This window comes from Vibrio sp. 10N.261.55.A7, from assembly GCF_002877365.1.
GTDB lineage: Bacteria > Pseudomonadota > Gammaproteobacteria > Enterobacterales > Vibrionaceae > Vibrio.
On sequence record NZ_MCWZ01000064.1, the window covers coordinates 1 to 26,529 of the forward strand.

24 protein-coding genes are annotated in these 26,529 nt (G+C 46.0%); 6 read left to right on the plus strand and 18 right to left on the minus strand.

From position 1 onward, the window contains the following. From BCU12_RS05095 to hutW, 5 genes are all read right to left on the minus strand, one after another. On the minus strand, positions 1-1,280 hold a 1,280-nt coding region (locus BCU12_RS05095; protein ID WP_241909750.1), incomplete at its 3' end, for an ABC transporter ATP-binding protein. Between the two features lie 216 nt (positions 1,281-1,496). Continuing rightward, positions 1,497-3,605 (minus strand): TonB-dependent hemoglobin/transferrin/lactoferrin family receptor, encoded by a 2,109-nt coding sequence (locus BCU12_RS05100; protein ID WP_102403278.1) that lies wholly within the window; start codon positions 3,603-3,605, stop codon positions 1,497-1,499. Between the two features lie 233 nt (positions 3,606-3,838). After that, positions 3,839-4,384, minus strand: coding sequence for a heme utilization protein HutZ (gene hutZ, locus BCU12_RS05105; RefSeq protein WP_102403279.1), 546 nt, complete (start codon positions 4,382-4,384; stop codon positions 3,839-3,841). Beyond that, positions 4,381-4,899, minus strand: coding sequence for a heme utilization cystosolic carrier protein HutX (gene hutX, locus BCU12_RS05110; protein WP_102403280.1), 519 nt, complete (start codon positions 4,897-4,899; stop codon positions 4,381-4,383). Before hutX ends, hutZ begins: the two co-directional genes overlap by 4 nt. 10 nt (positions 4,900-4,909) lie before the next feature. Continuing rightward, the gene (hutW, locus tag BCU12_RS05115; protein ID WP_102403281.1) at positions 4,910-6,325 is read right to left on the minus strand and encodes a heme anaerobic degradation radical SAM methyltransferase ChuW/HutW; all 1,416 of its coding nucleotides are present in this window, start codon (positions 6,323-6,325) and stop codon (positions 4,910-4,912) included. 146 nt (positions 6,326-6,471) lie between these two features. Here hutW and BCU12_RS05120 point away from each other — a divergent pair, with 146 nt between their 5' ends. From BCU12_RS05120 to BCU12_RS05145, 6 genes are all read left to right on the plus strand, one after another. Then, positions 6,472-7,281 (plus strand): energy transducer TonB, encoded by an 810-nt coding sequence (locus tag BCU12_RS05120; protein WP_102403282.1) that lies wholly within the window; start codon positions 6,472-6,474, stop codon positions 7,279-7,281. 2 nt (positions 7,282-7,283) lie between these two features. After that, positions 7,284-8,081, plus strand: a complete 798-nt coding sequence (locus BCU12_RS05125; protein ID WP_102403283.1) for a MotA/TolQ/ExbB proton channel family protein — start codon at positions 7,284-7,286, stop codon at positions 8,079-8,081. Next, on the plus strand, positions 8,078-8,506 hold the full coding sequence (locus BCU12_RS05130) for a biopolymer transporter ExbD (protein ID WP_102403284.1): 429 nt from the start codon (positions 8,078-8,080) through the stop codon (positions 8,504-8,506). The genes BCU12_RS05125 and BCU12_RS05130 overlap by 4 nt, the downstream gene beginning before the upstream one ends. Then, positions 8,506-9,384, plus strand: a complete 879-nt coding sequence (locus BCU12_RS05135) for an ABC transporter substrate-binding protein (RefSeq protein ID WP_102403285.1) — start codon at positions 8,506-8,508, stop codon at positions 9,382-9,384. Before BCU12_RS05130 ends, BCU12_RS05135 begins: the two co-directional genes overlap by 1 nt. Before the next feature lie 101 nt (positions 9,385-9,485). Next, a complete protein-coding gene (locus BCU12_RS05140) occupies positions 9,486-10,538 on the plus strand; it encodes an iron ABC transporter permease (RefSeq protein ID WP_102403286.1) in 1,053 nt (350 codons plus the stop codon). Next, positions 10,538-11,380 carry a heme ABC transporter ATP-binding protein gene (locus tag BCU12_RS05145; protein WP_102403287.1) on the plus strand — a complete coding sequence of 281 codons (843 nt, stop codon included), beginning with the start codon at positions 10,538-10,540 and terminating at the stop codon, positions 11,378-11,380. Before BCU12_RS05140 ends, BCU12_RS05145 begins: the two co-directional genes overlap by 1 nt. Before the next feature lie 87 nt (positions 11,381-11,467). On the opposite strand, the gene BCU12_RS05150 is transcribed toward BCU12_RS05145, so the two are convergent. The 13 genes from BCU12_RS05150 to BCU12_RS05210 form a co-directional block, all read right to left on the minus strand. Further along, positions 11,468-13,165 carry a fused response regulator/phosphatase gene (locus BCU12_RS05150; protein WP_102403288.1) on the minus strand — a complete coding sequence of 566 codons (1,698 nt, stop codon included), beginning with the start codon at positions 13,163-13,165 and terminating at the stop codon, positions 11,468-11,470. A 45-nt stretch (positions 13,166-13,210) separates the two neighbouring features. Further along, a complete protein-coding gene (locus BCU12_RS05155; RefSeq protein ID WP_102403289.1) occupies positions 13,211-13,510 on the minus strand; it encodes an STAS domain-containing protein in 300 nt (99 codons plus the stop codon). Positions 13,511-13,519: 9 nt separating this feature from the next. Continuing rightward, complete coding sequence (locus BCU12_RS05160) at positions 13,520-14,665, minus strand: methyl-accepting chemotaxis protein (RefSeq protein ID WP_102403290.1); 1,146 nt, start codon at positions 14,663-14,665, stop codon at positions 13,520-13,522. A gap of 33 nt (positions 14,666-14,698) precedes the next feature. Then, positions 14,699-15,745 (minus strand): chemotaxis response regulator protein-glutamate methylesterase, encoded by a 1,047-nt coding sequence (locus BCU12_RS05165; RefSeq protein ID WP_102403291.1) that lies wholly within the window; start codon positions 15,743-15,745, stop codon positions 14,699-14,701. Next, complete coding sequence (locus BCU12_RS05170; RefSeq protein ID WP_102403292.1) at positions 15,745-16,386, minus strand: chemotaxis protein CheD; 642 nt, start codon at positions 16,384-16,386, stop codon at positions 15,745-15,747. The genes BCU12_RS05165 and BCU12_RS05170 overlap by 1 nt, the downstream gene beginning before the upstream one ends. A 42-nt stretch (positions 16,387-16,428) precedes the next feature. Beyond that, positions 16,429-17,292 carry a protein-glutamate O-methyltransferase CheR gene (locus tag BCU12_RS05175; protein ID WP_102403293.1) on the minus strand — a complete coding sequence of 288 codons (864 nt, stop codon included), beginning with the start codon at positions 17,290-17,292 and terminating at the stop codon, positions 16,429-16,431. Then, the gene (gene aer2 / locus BCU12_RS05180) at positions 17,277-20,000 is read right to left on the minus strand and encodes an aerotaxis transducer Aer2 (RefSeq protein ID WP_133153813.1); all 2,724 of its coding nucleotides are present in this window, start codon (positions 19,998-20,000) and stop codon (positions 17,277-17,279) included. The genes BCU12_RS05175 and aer2 overlap by 16 nt, the downstream gene beginning before the upstream one ends. Positions 20,001-20,077: 77 nt before the next feature. Continuing rightward, positions 20,078-20,542: a chemotaxis protein CheW gene (locus BCU12_RS05185; protein ID WP_102403294.1), complete on the minus strand. Its 465-nt coding sequence runs from the start codon at positions 20,540-20,542 to the stop codon at positions 20,078-20,080. Between the two features lie 18 nt (positions 20,543-20,560). Next, positions 20,561-21,091: a chemotaxis protein CheW gene (locus BCU12_RS05190; RefSeq protein ID WP_102403295.1), complete on the minus strand. Its 531-nt coding sequence runs from the start codon at positions 21,089-21,091 to the stop codon at positions 20,561-20,563. A 19-nt stretch (positions 21,092-21,110) separates the two neighbouring features. Continuing rightward, on the minus strand, positions 21,111-23,351 hold the full coding sequence (locus BCU12_RS05195; protein WP_102403296.1) for a chemotaxis protein CheA: 2,241 nt from the start codon (positions 23,349-23,351) through the stop codon (positions 21,111-21,113). 45 nt (positions 23,352-23,396) lie between these two features. Further along, positions 23,397-23,756: a response regulator gene (locus tag BCU12_RS05200; protein WP_102403297.1), complete on the minus strand. Its 360-nt coding sequence runs from the start codon at positions 23,754-23,756 to the stop codon at positions 23,397-23,399. 21 nt (positions 23,757-23,777) lie between these two features. Continuing rightward, positions 23,778-24,044 (minus strand): STAS domain-containing protein, encoded by a 267-nt coding sequence (locus BCU12_RS05205; RefSeq protein ID WP_102403298.1) that lies wholly within the window; start codon positions 24,042-24,044, stop codon positions 23,778-23,780. Between the two features lie 339 nt (positions 24,045-24,383). Then, a complete protein-coding gene (locus tag BCU12_RS05210; RefSeq protein ID WP_102403299.1) occupies positions 24,384-26,465 on the minus strand; it encodes a GNAT family N-acetyltransferase in 2,082 nt (693 codons plus the stop codon). Positions 26,466-26,529 lie beyond the last annotated feature (64 nt).

The following is a 26,529-nucleotide window of genomic DNA, read 5'->3' on the forward strand; positions in this document are numbered from 1 at the left end:
ACCGCCAATGCGTCATGGAGCGCGTCATCGCTGTAAGATTCGCCTAGCGTGAGATTATGTCGAACCGTGTCATTGAAAATCATCGGCTGCTGAATAACTGGGGCAATTTTTGCGCGCAACGCGTCATAGCCAACCTTTTCGATCGGATGACCATTGATTAGAATATCGCCACTCTCTTTTTGGTAGATGCCCAAAAGGAGCTGAATCAAGGTCGACTTACCGCCGCCTGATGCGCCCACAAGGGCGACACGTTGCCCTTTTTCAATCGTGATATCGAGGTTATCCAGAACCTTACGCTCACCATCAAACGAAAAGCTGACATTACGACATTCCACTTTAAAAGATTCGTTATCCGTAAATGGATTCACGGTTGGCGTTGGGCGAGCCTCTTCTTCTAATGCCATAATCGAGTTAATGCGTTTCATCGCCGCTTCAGCGCTGTACCACGAATACTGAATGCTCAACAGGTCTTGAATCGGTGAAAGCATAAACCACAGGTAGCCAAATATCGCGAAAATCTGCCCAACGGTTAAATCGCCCATCAAGACAAGAACGACGGCAGCGGCTCTGAATATCTCGAAACCAACCAGAAACATTAGAAACGAAAGGCGGTTTGCTGCGTCGGACTGCCAAGCGTAATTTTCCGCATCTAAGCGAATATTGTTGGAGTCTCCCTTCAACTTGCTTAGATATTGCTGCTCTCGGTTTGAGGCGCGTAACTGATACAAACCTTCTAAGGTTTCAACCAATCGTTGCTGGAATCGCTCAAAAGATTGGTTCTCTCTTTTCTTAAGGTGTTTTACCTTCTGCCCCATTAGGCGAGACAGATACACGATGACCGGATTCAGCAGTACGATAAACAGGGCGAGCTTCCAATCCAGCCAAAACAACACACCGGCAATACCGATCGTGCTCAGGATAGCAATCAGGAAGCGGCTTAATGCGCTGCCAATGAATTGATCGATCGTTTCAATGTCGGTCACGAAGTAGGAGGTCAAGGCACCACTGCCTCGCTCTTCATACTGACGCATGCTGATCTTGCCCAGCTTGGTGAGTAACTGTTCACGTACGACACTGGTGAGAGATTTAGAAATCAGGGTGAATTGACGCGTTTGGTAGATATTCAACGCTTGACTCGCTAGGCGCATGAATACAACCAGCATGGTGACGATCACCACGTAGCCTACAGACGTCTGCCAACTGAGCGGGGCAAACATGTTGATAAGATCTAACCCTGAACCTGGCTGATTTAGGACGACTTCATCAATAAGAAGCGGCATCAGCAGCGGAATGGGAACGCTCAGAACGGTCGCCAGCAACGCCACAATATTCGCGATAACCAGTTTGCGTTTATGCTTGAGAGCTTGAGTTACAAGCCATTTTTTATTGATAAATAGTGTCGTCAAAGCCAATGCCTTAAAAATTTTTGACCTAAATGATAAAACCGCTCTTCAAAGGAAGAGCGGTTCACTTATTTCTGAACAGATTGAACGTGCTTAGAAATCGTATTTAGCAGTAATCGCGAAGTTTCGACCCGCTTGAGTGTGGAACTTGTCTTCTTCCGTTAGACCACGAACATCACTCCAGTGGTAGTACTCTTCATCCGTCGCATTAAAGATACCGGCGCGAAGTGTGAGATCTTTCATCGGTACGTAGTAGGCCGTTAAGTCTACAACCGTTGAGCTACCTGGGGTAAACACCTCTTGGGCCTGGCCTCTGATCACGCCTGGTGTTACGTCTTCTTCTTTCTTCGCCGCTGTGTACGTCACCTTCAACGATGAGCCCCAAACGTTAGAAGGCGCGTCATAGTTTAATCCAACCACCGCATTCCATGGGTTAACAGAATTAAGAGGGTCGTTGTTACCATCCTTACCTTCCGTGTAAGCTGCAGCAACACGAGTGGTGATACCTTCTGCACTGCCAGTCAGTTCGAACCAATCAAGAGTATTCCCTAACTCTACACCCTTAATTGTTGCTTCTTCAATGTTTACATACTTGTATTCATAGAATCCGTCACTTGCCACTGTTGTTTCTGTATCAATGAAGTTGTCGTACTCACTGTAGAACACAGCAAACTCTGTAGAACTCGCCGCGACATCATGTCTCCAACCAAGCTCGTAAGAGATACTCTCTTCTGCTTTCAGATCTGGGTTCGGCACGCTACGGTAGTAGTGTTGTGGGTTACCAAATGAATAGAACAGTTCTTGGAAATCAGGCGCACGGAAACCTTGGCTGATTTGCGCAAATACTTTGTTCTCTTGGTTTACAGTGTAAAGCCCACCTAAACGGCCAGTGACGGCTGAATCAGAATACTTTTTATAGTTTGCTGGGTCGTAGCTGCCACCTTCAGGAAAATTGCTGCCTGGATCGGTTTCAAAGGAGTCAAAACGCACACCTGGAGTCACAATAAGATTGCCCATCGTAATTTCATCTTGAGCAAAGAAACCGTAACGTGTCTCTGATGCTTCAGGCATATAGAACACAACGGTATCTGGACGAGTCGTATTGTACTCGTTGTTGGTATTTTCTATGTCTTTACCTGAGAATGACGCGCCGTAAACTATAAAGTGTTCAGTAGCCCCAGCTTCGATAAACTTGTCAAACTGTATGTCGGCTTGAATCCCTTTATCGCTATAGACGTAGTCCTTTTTCTGAACATTACCACCTGACACATAAGTACGATTCGTGATGCCTTGCTGCTCTTTGGCTAGGTAATCTAGCTGCCAAGTTAACGTGTCCGCAGCAGCTGTCTCCATTTCCCAAATGTGCTTAATACCTATACGGTAACGATCGCTGATGTCTTCGCCAGTGTAATTGGTGTACGAGTCATCGTTGAACTTCGTATTTACACTGCTATTCACATACTCGCCGGTCAGTTCAACTCGGTGAGCTGGATTAAATTGGTACTGGAGTTTCACAAGCAGGTTATTGGCATCTGACGTTTGCGGGTCTGGCGTACCAAAGTTTTCTAGCTCTTTGCCATCGCGACGCGTATACGCAACCAGCGTCTCTAATTCGCCCACTCTGTTCGCTAATGCCACTGACTCGCTAAACGTGCTGTCAGCAGAAGAGTAGTTAAATTTGGCGTGTCCACCAAAGTCTTTGCCTTCTTTTAGGAAATCGCTTGGATTTTTCGTTTGGAATGAAACAATACCACCAATCGCATCGCTACCTTGTAGAGATGAGGCCGCGCCTTTCACGACTTCAACCGACTTCAACATATCAACATCGACATCAACACGACCTGAGTTGATGAAAGAAAATGAGTTCTTGAATTGATTCGGCTGAGACACGCCATCAACCAAGATCTTGACTCGATTCCCTTCCATACCACGGATATTGATGCTTTGGATGCCTTGACGTGAGTCTGACTGAACATCCACACCTGGCGTGTAGCTGAACAGGCCAGCAACATCATTCACCATGTTCTCTTCAATATCTTCGTCACTGATCACCGTGACAGAAGCCGCGGTATCTTGGATTGTTTGGTTGGTTCTTGTCGTCGAAACGACCACTTCATCAAGTGTGTATACTTCTTCGGCTAACACAGAATTTGAAGCTAGGATAGCGGTCACCATGACGGCTAAAGGTGTTTTGTTGTACATAATTAGTCCATTCCCTAAAATTTGGGCATAAAGTCCCTTGGCCAGCTCATGAAAAAAACTGGCCTAACTGCTGATTTTTTATATTGTTAGAAATGCAAAATTGATATTTTGCTGTTATCAAAGAAAGCTGTGGCACCGTTTTTTGGTGCACAAATTTCTACGAATCTCTTTTTAATGGTCGACGGCACGCTGATGATGAGTTGAGCATATTATTGGCCGTGCGATCTGATGTTTTAATCTGCTTCAACTTCCATTTTCGCGTCTTTACTATCGCGAACATGTCCCTCAGAAAGGTGCAAGAAACTCAGTAAGTCATCGCCAGATACATGAAACGCCTTACCAAACCCTTTCACATAACGACCTTGCTCTGGAACCAATTGGTACAGATTAAAGTCATCCAGCGTGCTCAGGTTTTCGATGATTTCACCGAAACGTTGGCGCAGCGCTTCTATCCCTTCTTGACCCATTACAGATTGCTTATCAATGCAAGTGGCTTGAGAATCAAAGCTCAAACGGCGGCGAGCATAAATAGAACGCGCTTCAGATTCATCTTCGATCATCATGATCGAGACAGATTTCGCACGTTTCAGGTTTTGACCATGCTGAGCAATATCACTGATCAAAATAAAGTAACCATGTGAGGTATGCGCATAAGGTGCATAGCTCACATGAGGTACATTGCCATTAAGCGTCGCTAACTGAAGCGTTTGGCAACTGTCTCTAAATTCCTGAATCTCAGGCCCTAGCCTATCTTGCAGTCTTTGTTGTTTATCTATCACGAGAGGAATTCCTTTTTTAGTGCTTGAAATGCTTCGATTTGTTGTGGAAACAGTTGGCGGCTTTTATCGCGGCCAAGGTAAACTTTGAATACGCAATGCCCCTCTTGAGTGTAGAAGCCAATGTAGTGGCTCTCCATTGTCTTAAAGGGCTTACTGACAAAAGCAATGTGTTTGACTAAGTCAATTTTTAAGTGACCGTGTAGACCTTCTTTGCCCATGATGTTGTAGTAACCATGCGCCACCTTTCCTTTTGGGAATGGATTTTTGAATTCGAAGATAGAGCCAAACGAATGGACGATGGTCGTCACTTTTCCCCACTCAGGCAGTTGAGTCAGAATGGCTTCTGTGTGCGTGCCATCAATGGTACTTACGCACGCTTCCGGCAATGCTAGGGTCACCTCACCTTCGGTTAGATCCATCTGTTGAGCCATGGACGAAACGGCGACGCCATCATCAATCGCGAGTGCATTTGCGACTTTTTGTTTTATTTCGACGTATGAATGAGTAACAAACATCTGATCTCCATTACGCTACTTCAGCGTTAGTATTAATAGGTTGAGCATGCTTTTCTTGAAGTGATTTATCTTGAAGTGATTCTTCTTGAAGTGATTGTTGAATCACCTGTATGACATTTTGCGCCAATGTGACAGACCAAAACTGCCCAGCAAGCGTAAGCGTGACATAGCGACTATTGGTCTCAACAAGCCCATTCTTTTGCCACGCTTCAAATAAGGGTTTAAGCGCATCAAACAAAGCGTAGCCTGCGACATGATCAAGATGAGTTTGAGAAAGAACCCCACGATCAAATGCCGATTTAATCGAACTGGTTAATGGCGCATTTTGCGAGACTTGCATAAGCCCATTGATTGGAAATGACTGGCTATTAATGGCATCAATATACTGTTCCATGTCACGATGCTGCATCATTGCAAAGCCACCAACATTACCGCCCGCACCAGCGCCGATTGGAAGCACTTCTGCGGTTGTTTTTGCCAGGCTGTTATAGATGCTTCGCTCACGATTTCCAGACGCCCAATGATTCACACTTAAACGCCTTTGGTGATGTTTCGCCATGAACTCAACACCCATCTTAAACATGCTTGCTTTCATCGCCGTATCAGCGGGCATGGGTAGCTTGCCTTGTGCTACCGCGCGTTCCATTGGCAAGCCCTTCATCTCTATCAATTGATAAAGGTCAACACCATCAACACCTGATTCCAGATAGCTATTCAGATCATGCTGCCAATTTTCTAGCGTCTGATGGGGAAGTCCGTAAAGCAAATCAATCACAATAGGGGCGGCGTTGTAGCTCACCATCGACTGCAATCGATCCATCACATAATCACTTTTGTCTAACCGCTTAGCAGCAAGACGAACGGTATTATCAAAACTCTGAACACCAAAAGAAAAACGGTTGAAGCCGCCTTCTAAGGCCGATTCGAATTTTTCGTTATCGAAGCGATTTACTCGCCCCTCAAGGGTGATTTCGCAATCAGCGGTGAGTGGGAATGAGCTACGAATTAGCTTGCCTAACGTCTCCAAATGCTCCGCTGACAAGTCCGTTGGTGTGCCGCCACCAATGTAAACCGCTTGAAACGGATTCGACCGCGTCCAATCAAATGAAGCCTTCCAACGGATCTCTTGAACCAAGGCATCGAAATACTGATTCATCAGTTTTTTGGAGGAAGCGTATTGGAAAAAGTTGCAATAGGTGCAACGCACGCGACAAAACGGAATATGGATATAAAGACACCGGGATGCGTTGCTTTGTACAGAAGGTGAACTCAGTGTCTCAAGCAACTTCCCTTGCGCTAAATTGGGCGCGACAACGCTCATTTGGCCACCCGCATGGGCACCTTTTTTTCTCTTAAAAGCAAACCGCAGCGGATCGGGTGTTGAGAGGCCAACTAGGTCTGTGTCTGATGTGTTTATTGTAAGCATGGGATTTATAAATACATTTCTATACAACCTTTTAATTTGACTGTATGGTATACTGCCTTAATGATAATGTAAATAATAATTGATCTCATTCGCATATGGTGGATAATCATGCTTGTTCGGTATGGCAATTAAGGTAAGGAAGAGTTATGGGCTACAAACACTATCTAATATTTGGTGGGTTATCGTTTGCTATTCATAGCTTGGCATTCTCGGCCAACTATAAGCCCATTACCGTTGCGCCAATGGGTGAATCTCACAGTAAATCAGTCAGCATTCAATTCGTTTCTATGCCTTCACCTACGCCTCCAGAAGCGCGGAACCCTGATCAAGCGATCAAGAAAAACACCGCTAAGGCCAAGCCTGTGACTCAGCAGAAAGCGCTTGCTCGCGAGAAAAATCTGGTACGAAAAAAGGCCACTCCGCCTACAAAGCAGGTGGTATCAAAGCCGATACAAGAAATAGAGAAACCCGTTGAGCCGAAGGTTGCTTCCATCAAAGAACCTGAGACACAAGCGCCTAAGGAACACACACCTAAAGAACAAGTGCTTCAGAAAGTCACTCAACCATTGCAAGAAACCACGACAGAGGAGTTGGTCAAAACCGTCACAGCTCAAACTAACGAGCCAGCGGAAAAGAAAGTGGCGAACCAGGCGCTGAGCACTGCTCAATCGACACCAAAACTGGTGACGAAGCCTACATTTGAAACACGCCCTTCAGCCATTGGATACCCACGCAGTGCTAAACGTCGAAACATTCAAGGCAACGTCTTAGTCGAGGTATGGCTGGATGAAGATGGCGAGCAAACCAACCTTATTATCGTGAACTCTTCAGGACACCAAATTCTCGATACCGCTGCTCTACGTGGCATTTCAGAGTGGGAATTCCGCCAACATAAAACACAAGGCCAGGCCATTGCCCACCGAGTGCAAATTCCAATCAATTTTAAGTTAGATTAACCATGAATACCTTTAACACAATCCACACTCAGCTCGGAATGATGACTTGGCCACTGGCTGTCATGTCTTTTTTAGTCACCATGCTCATATTAGAAAGACTGGTCTTTCTACTGCTCAATATGCGAACTAAGAGCCGCCAATTATTGTGTACGCTTCGACAACTCGATCTTTCTGATTCCAGCAAAATCGATCAATTTTCAGAGGGATTAGCGGGCAAAAAGAGAACCCTAGAGGTTGGCGCTTCAATGCTGCTAGGCCACCGACATTTTGACAAAGCACTTCGTGAGGAAGCAGTGAGTATCTGGCTTCAAAAGCAGCGACAGTCATACACTTCCGGGCTTAAGGTTCTGACAATTATTGGTGTCATTGCACCACTGGTTGGGCTATTGGGCACCGTACTGGGTTTAATAGAAATGTTTAAAACGCTCGGCACGTCTCAAGGATCTATTGAACCGTCGTTGCTGGCCGAAGGACTAGGGTTAGCGATGTCGACGACCGCCGCAGGTTTGTTGATTGCACTTCCTGCGATTACATCAGCGCAGCTCTTTGCGATGTGGGCTGACAGTGTACTCAGTAAAATTGAGCACGGGTTAAACCACTGTAATTTACTGCTTGAAGGGATGAACGTCGACCATAAAAATACTCTCTATAGAGCCTCTAAAACGCCCCATTCAGGTTCGCAACGCATGAACTCTGAAAGCACTCAGTCTGCCGAAACCAGGTCAACCGAAACTAAGTCAACCGAAAAATCGGCCGGTCATCATCGCACTGAATCCATAAATGGTACTCAAGCGGCATGATTACAAGTAGACAAAAATCCGCACCGTTTGGCTCTGACTTTAAACCCGATTTAACCCCATTGTTGGACATTATCTTTATCGTCATGGTGTTTCTGCTGATGACGGCCAATATCGATATAAAAACCATGGACATTGATGTGCCGACGACCGATGAGACGCAAGTATTAACCCCAATCGACACTGAGGTTATCGCTGTTAATCTGCTCATTGCTTCGCCACATTGGGCGATAGAACAACAATCTTTTGCGAGCTGGGATGATTTCTCCAGCGCCTTGATTAGAACCACCAAGCAGCACCCAAAACGGGATATTGTCATTGGCTCAGACAAAGATGTACCCGTTGAGAAAATGCTGCAATTGCTTTCTTTTATGCAAAAAAATCAAATGAACGCCACCAGCATCATTATGGATGAAGAGAAAAAATAATGAATAACCGACCAAGCTCACCTGCTTTAAAAACTCTACTACTCACTGCGCTATCGTGCGCAACTGTGTCTCTCTCTGCCGTTTCGTTTTCTGCACATGCACAGGAACGCATTATTAGTGCAGGCTCGAACATTACTGAGCTCTTTTTCGCTCTTGGCGCTGAAGATCAATTGGTCGCGGTCGATGTCACCAGTAAGGGTTTTGTGAAGGGCTCTGATATTCCTCAAGTTGGCTACCACCGTCAACTCTCTGCAGAAGGGCTGATGGCACTCAACCCGACCCGTTTGATTGGTTCGAGTGAGATGGGGCCAGACACAACCCTAAATCTTCTCACAGCCAGTAATGTTGAGGTAATGACATTGCCATCAGACAACTCGCTATCAGCATTGCATCAGCGTATAGATACGATTGGTGATCTGACGAATAAACACGATGAAGCGCAGCAGCTTAAAGAACAGGTCGACCGAGAGATAGCCCAACTGTCTGACAAAAAGCTGGATAACAAGCCCAACGTTATCTTTCTCATGCTGAGTAAAGACCGACCAGCAACCGCAGCGGGGACAGAAACGCCGGTAGACAAGATCATCGAACTTTCTGGTGCGAACAACCCAGCCGCAGAGATCATTCACTCATACAAGCCACTGTCATACGAAGCGATCATCAACATGCAGCCTGACTATATCTTGGTCAGCGATCGTTCGTGGTCGACTTTCGGTGGACAGGAGCAGATGCTGAAGAAGTTGCCTTTGCTTGCTGCAACGCCAGCGGGTCAAAAACAGCAAATCATCTCTGTGCCAAGCAGTGCGCTCATTGGCGGCTTCGGACTCCACAGTTTAGAAGTCGCGAAAGAACTTCACCAACGCTTTAGTGGTGAGTAAAGGCCGCCCGCCGACTCGCCCTTAAATCAATAATAGAGAGTGGTGTGCTCGCCAGTTAACACCACTTTTCACCCTATCTCACTAATCAATAAGCGCTCTGTATGTCCGTTTTACGCAACTCTCGAATCCCGACACGATCTCTCATGATCCTTGGGTTAGTCGCCCTCTATTTTGCTATTGTCAGTTCCGTGGCCCTCGGCCCGATGGATATATCCATCATTGACAGTATTCAAGCGCTTCTGCCTAGCTCAATACGAACGGCGGACATTCCCGCTCATATCACGCTCGTGATTCAGCAAATACGTTTGCCACGAACCTTATTGGCCATCGCAATCGGCGCGATTTTGGCCATATGCGGCGCGGTCATGCAGGGGTTATTTCGAAACCCTCTTGCAGACCCTGGAATCATAGGGGTCAGCGCGGGGGCATCTCTTGGCGCTGCTATCGCCATCGTCCTCTTTGGCTCGTTATCGCAAAGCTACCCGCAGCTCTTACTGTTTGGCACAGTACCGCTTTTCTCATTCATTGGTGGCGCACTCACCACTGTGATTGTGTATCGCCTTGGCACAGGTGCAAACGGAACGTCGGTCACCATGATGCTTCTCGCGGGCGTCGCGATTGGCGCGCTGGCAGGCTCTGGACTGGGGTTGATGAACTATTATGCCGACGACCAAGCGTTACGCGACCTCTCCCTTTGGACCATGGGCTCACTCGCAGGTGCTAATTGGGGCGGACTCGTGTTGGCTTACACGACCCTCATACTCTTGTTCATTCTGTTCTACTGCAAAGCGGAACCACTCAATGCTCTCTTGCTCGGTGAAGCCGAAGCCAAACACATGGGCATAGAAGTACAGAAGCTGAAACGCCAACTGATACTACTAACCGCAGCAGGCGTGGGAGTGACTGTAGCACTGGCCGGTATGATCGGCTTCATTGGCTTGATCGTGCCTCACCTTGGTCGAATGATGATAGGGCCCAATCACAAATCGCTACTGCCCATTTCAATGCTCATAGGCGCGCTCTTACTTCTCATCGCTGACATGATTGCTCGCACAGCCGTTGCTCCCCTTGATATGCCAGTCGGAATTATCACGGCGCTCATTGGCGCACCATTCTTTATTTGGCTGCTCATTAAACAAAGGGGGCGTATCTAATGTTGGACACCGTATCTATCAACGCATCTAGCACTTCAGCGACACCAAAGGTTGAGTCGGAATCGACACAGAGCTCACGCGTTATCACCCTTGATGACCTCAGTTTAAAACTCGGCAACAAGGTAATCTTGGATAAAGTAAGCACTCACTTTAATTCAAGTGAGCTGACCATATTGCTTGGTCCAAATGGAACGGGTAAAAGCTCACTTCTTAAGATGATTACCGGTGAGTACCCCACTCAGGGAAACATTGAGTTCTTTCATCAGAGCTCAACTCAATGGTCGCCAAAACTCCTCGCCAAGCACCTTGGGGTTCTCCCTCAATCAAGCAGTTTAAGCTTTAATTTCAGTGTTAAAGAGGTGGTCGAACTCGGGGGAATTCCACTTTCAGCAAGCGCTGCCACTATCTCAGAATTAGCCGAATACAATATGCGTTTAACCGATACCCTCCATTTGAAAGAGCGAATGTATCCGAGCTTATCTGGAGGAGAAAAACAGCGCGTCCATTTTGCTCGTGTGTTAACGCAGCTATCTCAATCAGATGACAAGAAGGTGCTGCTGCTGGATGAACCTACCTCGGCGTTAGATTTATCCCACCAGCATCAAACGCTTACCTTAGCGAAGTCTCTCTCCAAGGAAGGCGCCGCTGTGGTGATTGTGATGCATGACCTCAATTTAGCGGCGCAATACGCCGATCGAATTATGATTTTGAATAAAGGAAGTATTGTTGCGGATGGCTCACCTTGGCAGGTACTCACTGAGGCTACCATTAAACAAATCTATGATTTCGACGTGACCGTCATGCCACACCCAACGAATGGCTACCCGGTTCTGCTTAACTGATCGCCCTGCTCACCATTTCAAGCAGCACTTAGTTTCCACTTCGCCTTCACTTAGCTTTCACTTGGTCTCCACTTAGGCAAAAGAGAGTTAAGCGGAACTTGGGAAGAGATGAGGTGCGTTAAATCGGTAGGTCGCTTTCACTGATCTCCCTTCATTTGAGTACTGAAGGGAGTCACACAACTCAGCCGCCAAGACAATGCCTCGGCCGTGAGTCTGGTTATTGGCGATCTCTTGATTAAGATTCTCATAATCAAAGCCTATCCCATTATGATGAAGCTCCATCGTCAGCATCTCTTCTTTGGGTTGAAAGTTAATATGGAGCTTTACCCACGCATCATCCCTCAGGGCTTTTAAACGATCCTCTCGCAACTGATAGAACTCGAAGAAGCCATCTGGGTCTTCTTTTAGTTTCGATTCTAAATCCAATAGTCCATGTTCAATCGCATTAGCAAACAACTCAGACAAGACAGAACAGACCAAATCAAGGTGCTGACCGCCATTTAGGATGCCAGAAAGGTACTGCCGAACCTCGCTAAGTACGCTGATGGATTTTAAAACATGTGATGGGAAATTCAGGGTGGTTTCCAAAGGAATATGGCTGTAATAAAAATCTTTGGGTTCTGTTTCGCTGTCGTTGCCATTAATAATTGGAAACGTCATCGACAGTATCGACAGGTCGTCATCGGCCTTCATATTGGAGAACTCTCTGACCGCATCGTAGATAGTCGGAATGTGCGCCTTGTCCTTTTCTAATGCGACTTCCAATCGCTCTTGCCCAAACTGTTCACCCTCGTGATTCATGGCCTCGGTAATGCCGTCGGTATAGCTCACAATCTGTTGGTCAGGCTCTAAGGTGAGATGCACAATATCCGTCTCAAATTCGTGAGGCTCTAATACGCCCAAAGGCATATGATTTGAGACTAACCGTCGTAAAATTTTTCCTTTCTTGTCCAAGACATACGTATCGGGGAGACCGCCACCCCACCAAGAGACTTCAAAGCCATTCGCTCTGATCTCAAAAACACTGGCGGCGAGCATCATACCCATGGGCAAAAATTTGGACAGCGAGTTGTTTATCTCGTTGACAATTTCACCCAGTGACAATCCCTTGGCAGCCATGGTGAAAAACGCCCGAGTCGCGGGTATCGCCGAAATAGCCGCGGGCAGGCCGTGCCCCGTTGCATCGGCGACCATAACATAAGCACCACCATGTGGCCGATTCGCCACAACAATCAAATCACCGTTAAACACCGTCGATGGCGTCGAAATGTAATTCACGCCGAAAATATGACTGACCTGTGAACTCATCTCTTCCATCAAATTGGCGAAGATGGATTCAGAGATGGAGTAATCATATTGCACTTGCTCATGAAAATGGCTGAGTTGGTCACGCTGGTTGATGACCTCTTTGTGAATTTTAACGATCCGATAGTGTGCCTGCACCTTCGCTATGATGACATTTCGCTCAACCGGTTTGGCAATGAAATCATCACCGAGCGCAAGACAACGCTCATAGGAGGTATTGTCGTCTAACACGGTCAAAAATATTATTGCAATGTGGTTTTCAGAAAATGCCTCTCGAATTTCGATCGCCGTCGTAAAACCATCTTTCTCTGGCATCATGACGTCGAGCAAAATAATGTCTGGCAATTCCGCCATCTTTTTCATTGCTTCTACAACGCCAACACCGCTTTCAAACGTGTCTATGTGGCTTGCGACATCAGTTAGGAGACATCGACACAGCTCTCGGTTGGTCAAATGATCATCGACAATTAAAATACGCAAAGCTTTCTCCTTAGATCCTATTAATGGAAACCATCGTCAACGGATCTATTCAATTTGAAATTTCTTATCAAAACGAGAAATAAGTAGGATCTTCTTCACCTGCGGCAAGGTGTTGGTAATGGTGACCGAGCCATCAGGCTGACCAAGGTAGTTTTGCATATTGAGCAACATGCCCAGGCCTGCACTGTCTATGTAATCAACCTTGCGCAGATCGATGACAAATTTATACTCTTTCCTATCGGTATAACTGTGCCTAAATTCCTGCACTAAATTGAACCCAAATGCGCCCTCAATGCTGACGGTGACTTTCTTCGTTGCGGTGTCTACTTGCGTTTCTACTGTCATGGTATTCCCTTAGAATAATTCAACTTCACCTTCGTCAATACTCGACTGACTCGCGGCAGGCGCGCTTCTGCGTTTTGAACGCTGCAAGATGTCAGTCAACGCCTCTTTTAACTCGGAATCACTCTCATGGCCTTCAAGGGCATTCACCACTTCCATCAAGTATTCCATCGACTCTTTTGCATAATCGCCTTGCTGCATGACAATATCGGCAAACTGCAGCGCTCTCACGCCGTCACCAACATGGCCATGCAATTGGTCACCCAGCTGGCGAATCTTTTGCACTTCTTGCTCTATTTCAATATTGACTTGATGAACGCCAGTGAGCATTTCATCCACTTGCTCTTTCGACTCAATCGCTGTTGTCATATCTATCGAAGCCATCTCACCTACCGTTGTATTGGCTTCCTTAACGGTGTTTTGAGCGATGTTAATCTCTCTCTCTATTTCTGAGTTCAGCGTTTCGGCTTGCTTAGAGAGATTACGAACCTCTTGCGCGACAACCGCAAACCCTCGGCCAGCTTCACCCGCTCTGGCAGCCTCTATTGCAGCATTTAAAGCAAGCAGGTTCGTTTGCTCGGACAATCCTTTAACCTGATCCAATAGCTTAAAGACAGTGGCGAGTTTGTCTGACATATCGTGGATACTGTGTACGGCTGAGATACTTTTTTCGGAAATGTTGACCAGCGTATCGACGAACTCGGAAATAATGGTTTCTATTTTAGGTAATACAGACGTGAGGTCGTATTCGCTGTCTTGGTTTGCCAAGAGTCCATCGACAAGAGAGCCCGAGATTGTACTTTGCTCTTCGCTGACTTTTTGTAGGCTGAAAAAACTGTTGTTGAGCGTTTCGACAGATTCATCGATGATCTTGTGCTGTCTTTCTAATGGATCCGCCACCTTGGGAATGCCATCTTTTAAGATCAATTTAAGCTCTTCGGTGATCATGTGAGGAAGATCCGGTTGGCCACTCTCTTCAAGAGTCTGTGGTTCGGGATCTTTAGCGGTAAGCACAAGCCAAGGAATGGCCGCCACGGCGAGCATCAAAGCAAGATGAAGTAAATTTTGAGACTGGTACATCCCATAAACAATAAGGGTGACTTGTATAGTCAACGCAATAAGCTGCTTGGACTTTTTAGAAAGTCTAATGATGTTCATAAGCCTTTTCCTGACGTATCAGTCATTATTATTTTATTTATTCTTAGTGTAAATATAGTCAAACAATTGCTTAGGCACTTGGCTAAGCGGTACTAAATTTTTCACTGCGCCTATTTCGTAAGCGACTCTTGGCATGCCCCAAACCACCGAGGACTTCTCATCTTGGGCGATGGTGATGCCACCTTGATTTTTCATCCGGAGCATTCCTTCAGCGCCATCACTCCCCATCCCTGTCAGCAGTACACCAATCGCTTTACTACCGACAACCTCAGCAACAGAATTGAACATCATGTCGACCGAGGGCTTATGTCGACTCATTGGCGGGCTATCATCAAGCTGGCAATAAAGGTGGCTTCCACGCTTAAAGACGGTGATGTGTTTATCACCAGGCGCCAAATATGCACATCCATTAACCAGGGGGGCTTTCTCTGACGTGAGCTCCTTAACATCTACATCGCTCGCGTCGTTTAATCGTTTAGCAAAAGATCGGGTGAACATGGCGCTGATATGTTGAGTGATGATGATGGGAGGAAGCCCTGCAGGCAAAGCTGCCATCACACTTTTTACCGCTTCCGTCCCGCCTGTCGACGCGCCAATCGCAATCAACGCGCAGTCTGTATGCTTGCTCGCCCCATGCTCAATTTCAGGCACGATATCTGCGGTTTTCGCTGTTTTCACATTGGCTCTGGCTGCCATTTTTATCTTTTCATTAATCTCTTTTTTGTATTCTACGATTTCCCCTGTTTGCTCGACGGCAGGTTTAGGGAAGTAGTCCACGGCACCGGTTTCCAAGGCTTCAAGTGTCGCTTCCGCCCCATGCTGGGTGAGTGTCGATATCATCACGACCGGCATTGGTCGTAGACGCATTAAATTTCGTAAAAACTGAACGCCATTCATTTTGGGCATTTCAATATCAAGCGTGATCACATCGGGATTAAACTGCTTGATCATCTGCCTCGCCTCGTAGGGATCTTCAGCTGAGGCAATCACTTCCAATTCGGGATCTGAGTCGATAAGTTGGGCAAGAAGCGCCCTAAAAACCGGAGAGTCATCCACCACTAGAACTTTTATCGTTTTCATTAAAATAGCTCCACATCGTCATCATGATTTTTATGACTTTCTTTACCCAGTTCGCTGGCGTATTTTTCTTCTTGATGTTGCAGTATGTGTACCTCTGTAAACGGTATGCGTTTTAACCATGCCTTGCCCGTCATGGGTTCAAAAATGACCTTTCTCGGTTCCATACCGCCTAAATCATGGGCAACAACCACCAACTGCTCTTGTTCCACGTACCGATTAATGAACTCTATATTTTTTTCACCAATCATAGAGTAGCGCCCCAACATTTGCGCACCGCCAAATAATTTCAACCTCAGATTCTCTCTTTTCGCTCCCATAGAAATCAGCGTGTTGATCAGCATTTCCATGGCATGGCTGCCATAGCGAGATGCCGTCGACACCACTTCTGATGCATGCCAATGACGAAGTTGATCGGTACTATCAAAAGGCAGTAGAAAATGATTCATCCCGCCAACCCCCAATTCAACATCCCAAATGCAAGCCGCGATACAAGACCCAAGCCCTGTACAGATAATTTCATTATCATCGGTACAATAAAGCCCCCCAGGCATTATCTTGACCATATGGCTCTGATGCCTTGGGTGGTAAAAGCGATTGAAGTGGGCATTTTCTGAATGTCGCTTTTGAATTTGAAATGCCATTGAAATGGGCCTTTTAGTTGACGTCTCTGATTAAAAGTCTAGTTACTGTTTTACGTATATGGTGTGACCTATATGCTGAAAGATGTTACTGCACGACCCCACGCTTTCAGAGTGGCCAATAAACAGAAGGCCGTTGGGTTTTAGGGCTTGGTGAAACCGTTTTATTAAGGCCTCTTGAGTTTCCCTATCAAAGTAGATCATCACATTTCGACAAGAAATAAGGTCAAATTGGGGCATCTTTGGCCACTTATCAAACAAATTAAGTTGATTGAATAGGATCTGATCTTGCAGTCCTTTCTTTACCTTTATTTTGTCTGAATATTGCCCTTTTCCTTTCACAAAACAGGATTTGAGGTAACGCTCTGGAATGCTCTCTATTGCGTCTTTCTCGTAAATGCCTTCACGTGCATGATCCAGTACTTTGGTATCCAAATCAGACGCAAAGACGTTCACATTATCAAAGAGATCAAACGCCCCTGCGGCGTAGAGCGATGCCACAAAACTGTATGGCTCCTGCCCTGTCGAACACCCCGCTGACCAAATGTTCACACTCTTGTTACCTTGGTGTTTCCATTGCTCTAGTGCGGTTCCTTCAAGAAACTCAAAGTGGTGGTACTCACGAAAAAACTCCGTCTTATTCGTAGTAAGCGCATTAATAAAATTGGCTTGTTCCGTTTTCGAGTTCTCAATGATCTCGCGATAGTCAGAAAAACGAGTCACTCCATTGGCTCTCATTTTTCGACTTAAACGTCCATACACCATGTTTCTTTTACGGTCTGACAAGAAGATTCCGACCGTTTTATGCATGTACCACTGCACATACTTAAAATCAGCATCGGTTAGCTCAAATTCTTGTTCTTGCTCCACTAGTGATGTACTCCCTGCCTGGGTTAAAACTCTTCCCATTCGTCGCCATCCTCACCGATATCAAAACTAGAATTCACTGTCTTATTCGAACGTAAGGTACTGACATTGGTTTTTGCTGCCATAGGTGCTTCAGGCTCTACCTTTTTGGATTCAAGCGTTGCGACATTGCTGTCGGTGGTAAAGAAGTTCATCAGGTTGAGCAGCACTTTGCCTTCATCTTTCAGCGATTGACTGGCAGCAGACGTCTCTTCCACAAGTGACGCATTTTGTTGTGTCATTTCATCCATGGTGGCGATGGCACGGTTGATCTCATCAATTCCCGTTGACTGCTCGACACTCGAAGACGCTATTTGAGCGATCAGCTCGGTCACTTTGGCCACCGCATCCACGATCTCTTTCAACGTTGCCCCTGATTCGTCAACCAGCCTTGTCCCTTCATCGACTTTTTCGACACTGTCGTTAATAAGGCCTTTGATCTCTTTCGCCGCTGCAGCGCTTCGCTGTGCAAGGTTACGTACTTCTCCTGCAACCACCGCGAAGCCTCTACCCTGCTCACCCGCTCTTGCCGCTTCTACCGCGGCATTCAGTGCCAATAGATTCGTTTGGAAGGCGATCTCATCAATAACACCGATGATGTCGGCAATTTTCTTACTCGCATTATTAATGTCAGACATGGCTTCCACCGCTTGGCCAACCACGGCACCACCTTTGCCTGCCTTCGTTGCCGCATCGTCAGCGAGAGCATTCGCCCCTTTGGCGTTATCCGCATTTTGACGAACAGTAGCGGTCATCTCTTCCATGCTTGCGGCTGTTTCTTCAAGGTTAGCGGCTTGCGCTTCAACGCGTTGGCTTAGATCATCGTTACCGTCTGCGATTTCCGTCGAGGCGGTGGCGACTCTCGCCGAAGAAGTGGTGATTTTCTCAGCCATGTTTCTGAGGTTAACAATGGACGTATTCACGGCATTCGCTAGACTTCCAAATTCACCGCTGTAATCATCCGACATGCTCTCTTTCAAATTGCCATCAGCAACATCACTCATGACGTCTATGCATTCCCCTAGAGGCTTAACCAGCGTATCAAGTAGGTTATTCACTCCATCGCCCAACTCTTTCATGAATCCTGTATAAACGGTTGTGTCTATTCGGTCACTCAGATCACCCGCGATGGCTTTTTGAATCAATGACTCCACTTGGCGCTGGCCATCTTGTTGTTCAGTGATGTCTTCCCACTGAAGCGCAGGGCCAATGTAATTGCCGTCGCCATCGTGCATGGCAATACAGGTTAGCGTGAATTCTAGGCTTCCAACTTTAATGTTGGATGAGAAAGGCAATGAATCCGGATTACTAATGATTCCACGCTGGTGGGCGGGGTTTTTATGGAAAATATCAATGTTCGCCCCAATCAATTTGTTGGAGTCGAACGCCGGCAACATAGACCTAAGCTCAGTTTCGCGAGACTTTAACAGGGTCATGAGTGATGGATTAATGTCACGTATGATCCCATCATTATCCGCCATCATTAAGTTCGTCGTCATTCCTTCCACAGCGGAGGCTAAACGTCCAATCTGCTGCTCTTTCGCTCTCTCTTCCGTTACGTTAGACCACTCCAATGTGTTGCCAATGTACTCTCCAGCAGCGTCGGTAATGGCTGCGACATTCAATTCAATGAGTACGTCTGCGATTTGGATATCTGTCTTATATGGGAGGTTGCTTGGATCCGCCAGTAGTTGTCGTTGGTGAGCAGGGTTGACATGAAACTCGTCGATACAGCGCCCCATCAACCACTCTTCTGAAGCCGTAAACCCAGGCCACACGGTGCGCAATTGAGCTTCAATTGATCCAAATAAGCTGATGGTTGAATCATTCGCGTAGGTAATCAGAAAATCTCGGTCTATCATGACCATCGCCGTTTGCGCTTGCCCTACCGCCGCTTGCAGGCGTGCAACTTCATGGTCTTTTTTAAACTGCTCGGTTACGTCATCCCATTCCAGAGAGTTACCAACATACTCCCCCTGCGCATCAATCATTGCGGATACGTTGAGCGAGATTTTTACGCCTTTGATATCAATGACCGTGTTATATGGGAGGTTTTTAGGATCAGACAGAAGCCCTCGTTGATGCGCGGGGTTCTTGTGAAAACCATCGATACAAAAACCAATAAGAAAATCGTCAGTCGCCCTAAAGCTTGGCCACACCGATTGGAAAAGTTCTTCATGAGACTTGAGAAGTTCAAATGTTTTCTCGTTGGCGTACGTAATATTAAAGTCACGATCGACCATCATGATGGCCGACTGAGATTGATCGACGGAAGCCTGGAGCCGTGCAACCGCATTATCTTTCTCAATCTGAGCGGTGACGTCTTGCCACTCTAGTGTGTTCCCGGTGTAATTCCCGTGTTTATCAATGATTGCACCTACGTTCAGCTCGATTTTCACGCCCTGAATGTCAATAACCGTTTTATAAGGTAAGTTCGCAGCACTGGAAAGCATTTGACGTTGGTAGGCGGGGTTAGCATGAAACCCGTCAATACAGAACCCGATAAGCTCATCTTCTTCCGCGACAAACCCAGGCCATTGAGATTGAAAAAGCGCCTCATGATGTTTGAGAAGTTTCATGGATTGCTGATTAACGTAGGTTATCTTAAAGTCACGGTCGATCATCATGAGCGCCGTTTGCGCGCCATCTAACGCGGCCATTAACTGTGATTTCGACATACTGCCGTCGCTAGTGGAATCGACGCCATCCATTAAACTGTCTTTAGACTGTGCTTCAAACTGAGTTGATGCGTCCTTTTTCTTATTCCAAAAAGCCATGTGTCACTCCCTTAAGCCGTTGCTTCTTCAACTGACGTGTTATTTAGCTCTTTAATATCAAATAGAGCCTCTAGTTTTATGAGTATTAAGTGACCGCTTTCGACAGAAGCGATCCCTTTGATATACGATTGGTCGACGGTGACCGACACATGTGGCGCGGGTTTAATCTCTTCATCTGACAGATCATAGACTTCAGAGACCGCATCAACGATCACGCCAAGAGGGTGTTTATTTGCATCATTCAAAACAATGACGACGGTTGTCGAGCAGATGACGGCGGGCGGTAGATTAAATCGCATGCGAAGATCAACAATCGGAACGTACTCGCCGCGGATATCGAGCAAGCCATGGAGGTAATCTGGAGAATTAGGCACCTCTCTGACGGCGTTCCATCCGCGCACTTCTCTAACGTCCAGTATCGGCACACCGTACTCTTCATCTTCTAATACAAAGCTCAAGAACTCTTGTTTTTCCATCGCTATCTGCCCTAACAGTTACTCTGCTTTCAAAATAGAACTAATGTTTAACAACGCCTCTGTATCGAGCAGGGACATGACCTCATCTCCCACATTCAATACGCCATGCATATAAGCAATCACACGTGAGCCACCTTGCGCAGGATACAACTCACTGTCACCTTGACTGACGACATCGCTGACGGCATCGACAACCAACCCCATTAACCTTTCCGTTTCGCCACTAGAGCTTCTGAGAACCAATACGACCGTGGTTGGAATATACTGACAGCGGCCCAGTGAGAAACGCGCTCTTAGGTCAATAACAGGAACGATCATTCCTCTCAGGTTGATCACGCCTTTTACAAAGCTGGGTGAACGAGGGATCGGTGTTGGTTTCTCCCAAACGCGAATTTCTTCTACGTCTTTAATTTCAACGCCATAGAGCTCACTTGAAAGTCGAAAACTCAGAAAATCTGCACTTTCGTTATTCTCATCGTATTGCCCAACTTGAGCATGGTATGACTCTGCACCGCGTTCTTGAGATTGTGTACTTAGACTGGTATCCATCTCCCCTCCTAAGCTGGTTTTACGCAGCTATTCCTTTATTGCTTGAGCCCGACGACTTGGTGAGATAACTGGTGATCAGACCTTGAATATCCAAAATGAGCGATACAGCACCATTACCGAGAATGGTCGCGCCAGATATGCCAGGAACCTTGCTATAGTTGGACTCAAGACTTTTAATGACGACTTGTTGCTGATCAAGCAGCTCATCCAACACTAACCCGACACGTGTTCCTGCCGCCTCCACTAAACACAGGATGCGGTCATTCAGAGGCCCACTTTCTCCCATTTCCAATTCATCTTGTAGACGCAAAATCGGTATGTTCTCATCCCGTAATCGATAGAGTTCAACGCCGCCAGAGGCATGCTTGATGCACTCAGGGCTAATCTGTATGGATTCAATAATAGTCAGCAGAGGAATGACGTAGACTTCACTGCCAACCTTAACGAGCTGGCCATCTAAAATAGCTAGGGTAAGCGGTAAGCTGATCGTGAAGTGACTACCAATGCCGAGCTTTGAGTCCACTTCAATGTGCCCGCCAAGCTCTTCGATATTTCGTTTCACAACATCCATGCCAACGCCACGCCCAGAGATATCAGACACCTCGTCAGCGGTGGAGAAACCTGGGGCAAAGATAAGATTCAGTACCTGTTTGTCCGTCATTTCTTCACGACGAGAATCTTCCGCCAAGACACCTTTCTCAATGGCTTTTCTCCAAAGAACGTCACAATCGATTCCCGCACCATCGTCTTTGATTTCGATTATGATCGCGCCGCCTTGGTGATACGCGTTTAAAGAGATGACGCCTTCCTCTGACTTACCGCTTTCTCTGCGAACTTCTGGAATTTCAATGCCATGGTCGATGCCGTTACGAACAAGGTGAACCAAAGGATCGACAATTCGTTCCAATACCGTTTTATCCAGTTCGGTATTTTCTCCGGTGATTTGGAGGTCGACTTGTTTTTCTAATCGTCCACATAAGTCGCGCACCAATCTAGGGAAGCGACTAAAGGCAAAGCTCATGGGCAACATTCGAATATTTAGAACGTTTTCTTGAAGGTCGCGACTATTTTGAAGCAGCTGATCCAGACCTTCCTTGAGTTTATCTAGCTTATCGATTGAGAAGTCATTACCGATCTCATTTAACATCGACTGAGTAATCACGAGCTCACCAACAAGGTTGATAAGACCGTCCACTTTATCAATGTCGACACGGATTGAACTGACACTCGAATCCCCTTTCACTGCTTTGGTGCTCGCAGAAGCATTAGTTGCAGGAACAGAGTTTTCTGAGATTGAAGCTGAAGGAGCAGAGTCAGTGGAAGATGCATTGGTTTGCGAACGGTTTGAAGTGCCACCGTTTTGTGCTTCGGGTATAGAAGGTGAAAGGTTTGACGGCGAAGACTTTGACAAAGAGGGTTCTTGAGATGTTTCTTGAATGTTTGCTTCTTTATCTTCATTAGCAGGGCTTACGTCACTTACCCCCTCGCCTTCGTAGACTGGTTCAATCGTCAGATCGCATTCATCTTCGACCCACTCAAAGACTTCTTCGATGTCGGCCAATGAGACATCACCAGAAACTGATATCTTCCAACTTAGATAACACAACTCTTCTTCGATTTCCGCAATCTCTGGAATATTGTCTAAGTTGGCTTCAACCGAGCCATTCTCATCAAACTCCATAAGCTCGCGGATGATTCTCAACGGGTCATTGCCGCTAAAAAACATTTCTCTGTGCGGTTTAAATTCGATACTCCAATGCTTAGGAGAGCCTTCAACTGTCGTTTCTTGAACTTTGCTTGGCTCGCTGTCGTGCTCACTTTCGTCAACATCAACGTGTTCTGATGTAGGTTCTATTGATTCATCAGAGCCCGAATCACTGAGCAACCCTTCAATCAGAGCGTTTACCGATGCCTTAAGTTCCTCATCCACGATTTCGTCACTTTCATGACCCGCAAGCATGCTTTGGATGCAATCGCCACCTTTCAATAAGACATCGATACTGTTTTTCGTTAAGTCTTTTTCATCATTTCTAACGAGGTCGAGGAAAGCTTCAATGGAATGGGTGAATTCACTGATGTCGAAAAGATTGAACGTGGCTGCCCCACCCTTGATAGAGTGAGCAGCACGGAAGATAGTATTGATCGTTTCTTTCTCGACATTCGCGAGATCGATGTTTAGCAATTCATTTTCTAACACTTCGAGATTTTCACGACACTCCTCGTAAAACATCTTTCGAAGTTGGTCCATATCTAAAGCCATAGCTTGTCCCTGCGAGTTGACGTTGTTCTTATTATTTATTGTTCGCTAGATGACTCGTTTTAATGTTTTCAGTAACGTTTCCGGATTGAATGGTTTAACCAGCCAACCTGTCGCACCTGCAGATTTACCTTCCTGCTTTTTTTCAGTGCTGGTTTCAGTCGTCAGCATTAGGATTGGGATGAACTTGTATTGTGGCTTACCTCGAATAGCTCTAACCAAGTCAAAGCCACCCATGATTGGCATATTCACATCGGAGATGACGACATCAAACTTTGTCAGCTGAGCCTTTTTCAATGCATCACTTCCATCGTTTGCCGTTTCGACTTCATAACCTGCATCTTTCAGCGTGTGACTCACCATTTGACGAATAGATATAGAGTCATCGACAGCTAGAATTTTTGTCATATTGCTCACCTTCAAACATCCTTATTCTTCTTTGATTGCTTCCGCCAAACCAAGTGTTTCCACCGCCTCAGTAAATACTGGAGACGACTGACTTAATTCAACGTTGAGGTTCAATTGCTTGGCACTGATAAACAGGGAAGCCAATAACTGAAGCCCAGCAGCATCCACCCTTGAGACTTGAGAGGCATCAATACGCAACGAAGAGGATTGTTTAAGCCATCCCGCATACTGGACTTTTGCATCCATGACGGTCGATATTTCTAGTGATTCACCCAACAAACAATCCATATAGTTCCCGTAAATTATTGTTATTAATATCTACTGGCTCGGTTTCGTTACTTACTGACGTTAATTTTGAGTGTAGAAAGGATTGGCTGTTTCGCAAATGGAATGTGGGGATATGACAGAGGATTACTCATAGTCACTGTGAAATTTCTAAATGTTTCCCTAATTATATTAGCAACTTATAACAGAACGATTGTTCACTAAAAATATTTCTATTAACGCAACAGTTGTTGAAAGAGGTAAGGGGATGGTTAGCGAGACGATGTTTATATCAATTTACACTGTAAATGAACGGCCATGCCTACAAGTACTGGTTTACAGTGTAAATTTTCATAAGCTGATTTAACCTGAAGTGTTTGTTTTACACTGTAAATCGGACACTAGTATTTCAAGGTCATTCTTTAACAGTATCTCGGTTTGTTTTCGTCCCGTCTTATTCACAACAGAAGTACACTCTTCCCAACTTTTTTGCTGGAGAATTTTAAACATGAGTAAGTCGCTAACGAGGCGATCTTTCGTCACTAATGCCGTTAGCAACACGCGGCATATAATGAAAGAAACACTGTCTAAACTCGCCCCACCCGCAATGTAATTGGTAAGGAGTCTTTTCTCTTCTTCACACAAAGGAGAACGCTGTATTATCGAGTGGCGAAACAGCGCCCTGAGAACATCCACTTCAACCATAAGCGATCCATCTGATACTCGATAATCAAGACTATCAGAGTAATGCCGTTGAGCCTTCTTTTGCCACACGCCTAACTTGTCTTTCACCATGATAACGGAGTGGCAACCACTCGATTTATCTCTCTGGCTCCCGACTTTTAGAGGAACAAAACCGTTCTTACTCCAAAAATGAATCAGTTCGCTTGTCGCACCGAAGCTAGTAGACAAGAAATGTTCTGGGTGTTGTTCTTCCAGAAGTGACAACATGGTAGAGCCGATGTCCAAGCGTTGTAGGTCAGGGTGAACAGCAATTCGCATAACGCGTAAGCTTCTGGTTTTGGCCGCTTCAGAGATACCAAGTTGATTGGCAATAGTGACCGAAACAAGTTGTCCACTAGGGCGACGCTTACCCTGCTGAATCAACTCGATAAGCTCATCATCCAACCCGCCCTCTTCGACCGTCATCAAACAACCAATACACACTCCTTTCCACTGATACGCGTAAATTTGGGTTCTATCATCATTCAATAGGTGAAACAGATCGTTCGGTGATGTTTGATAATGAGCATTAACCAATAGGGCGAAACAATTTTGGAATTGATGAGGCGAGCGAATAAGTGCGGCTTTCTCTAGCTTTACTAAAGTGCCAGTCTGCGGTTCAACCTGTTTATATTGAGATGCTTCCACTTCTTCCCCGCTTGGCAATTCGGCATCCAGTAAAAACGCTTTGTTGTGCCAGCGCTCCAGCGGGTCGTGCTCACTCCAACGGATGGGCTGAGTGAGATGAATACTGGTACTCTTTTCTCGTTCGCTCTTTAACCATGGAATGAACTTGAGGCTAAAGCCGCGGCCTGAGCCTTCATAGCCATGAACCGTGCTTGAAAATACAAGCCTATGATATCGATGTACCATGCTCTTAAGCATCGGCGTTGGAATCGCAGCCGCTTCATCAACAATAAGAAAATCACACTCGATTTGATTTCTGACCAATTCATCAGGTGCGATGTAACGAATACTCGAAACGTGGTTTCCGAAATCGGCTCTAAGCGTCTTTTCATTGTCGTACGGAATGGACAACGCTTGAGCCGCATGCTGGAATAAAGGGGAAACCATCGAAAACGTTGGCGCTGTGACGATGATATTGATTGAACGAGACTTCGCTAAATATCCAGACGCTAGCCCTAACGCTGAAGTCTTCCCTCGCCCTCTATCTGCGGTAAGAACAAGAGGACGTTTCCGATGCCCCTCAACAACGTGAATAATTTTCTCTATCGCTAAACTTTGCTCTAGATAGCTAGGTTGGGATACCCCTTCAATACCGCTTGGTAATGAAGGGAGTTCTTCATTTTTGTGGATATTGATGAGCTGCGTGAGACCTAATTCTAGCCATTGCGCACCAAACTCGTTCTCAGTCGCGGGTGTATCACTGTCGCTTTTAAGAATCAGAAGAATGCCGCCACCAATAAGAGTACCAATAGACGCACTGAAACTATTCGCGTCAAAGCCGTCATCCAAATCACAAATTAATCTTTGGCACTCCTGGCCCAGAAACCTTTTGCCTTGCTTAAAAGGCAGGTAATGCGCACCATTAATTGCTAAACCACCAAGTTGAAACGTCTTACCCGGTTCATTATCTGCATTAAGGCTATTCACCACTTCCATTTGCCATTGTTTATCGCCACGCAACACAACACCATAACGAATATTGTGTGTCGTAGCGGTGGTCGAAACTCGTTTAAGGAATGATACAGTTGCTGACATAGCGGCTATTTAGGCAGGTAATGATGTATTTATCTTATCACACCCCATAAAAAAAGGTTCATCG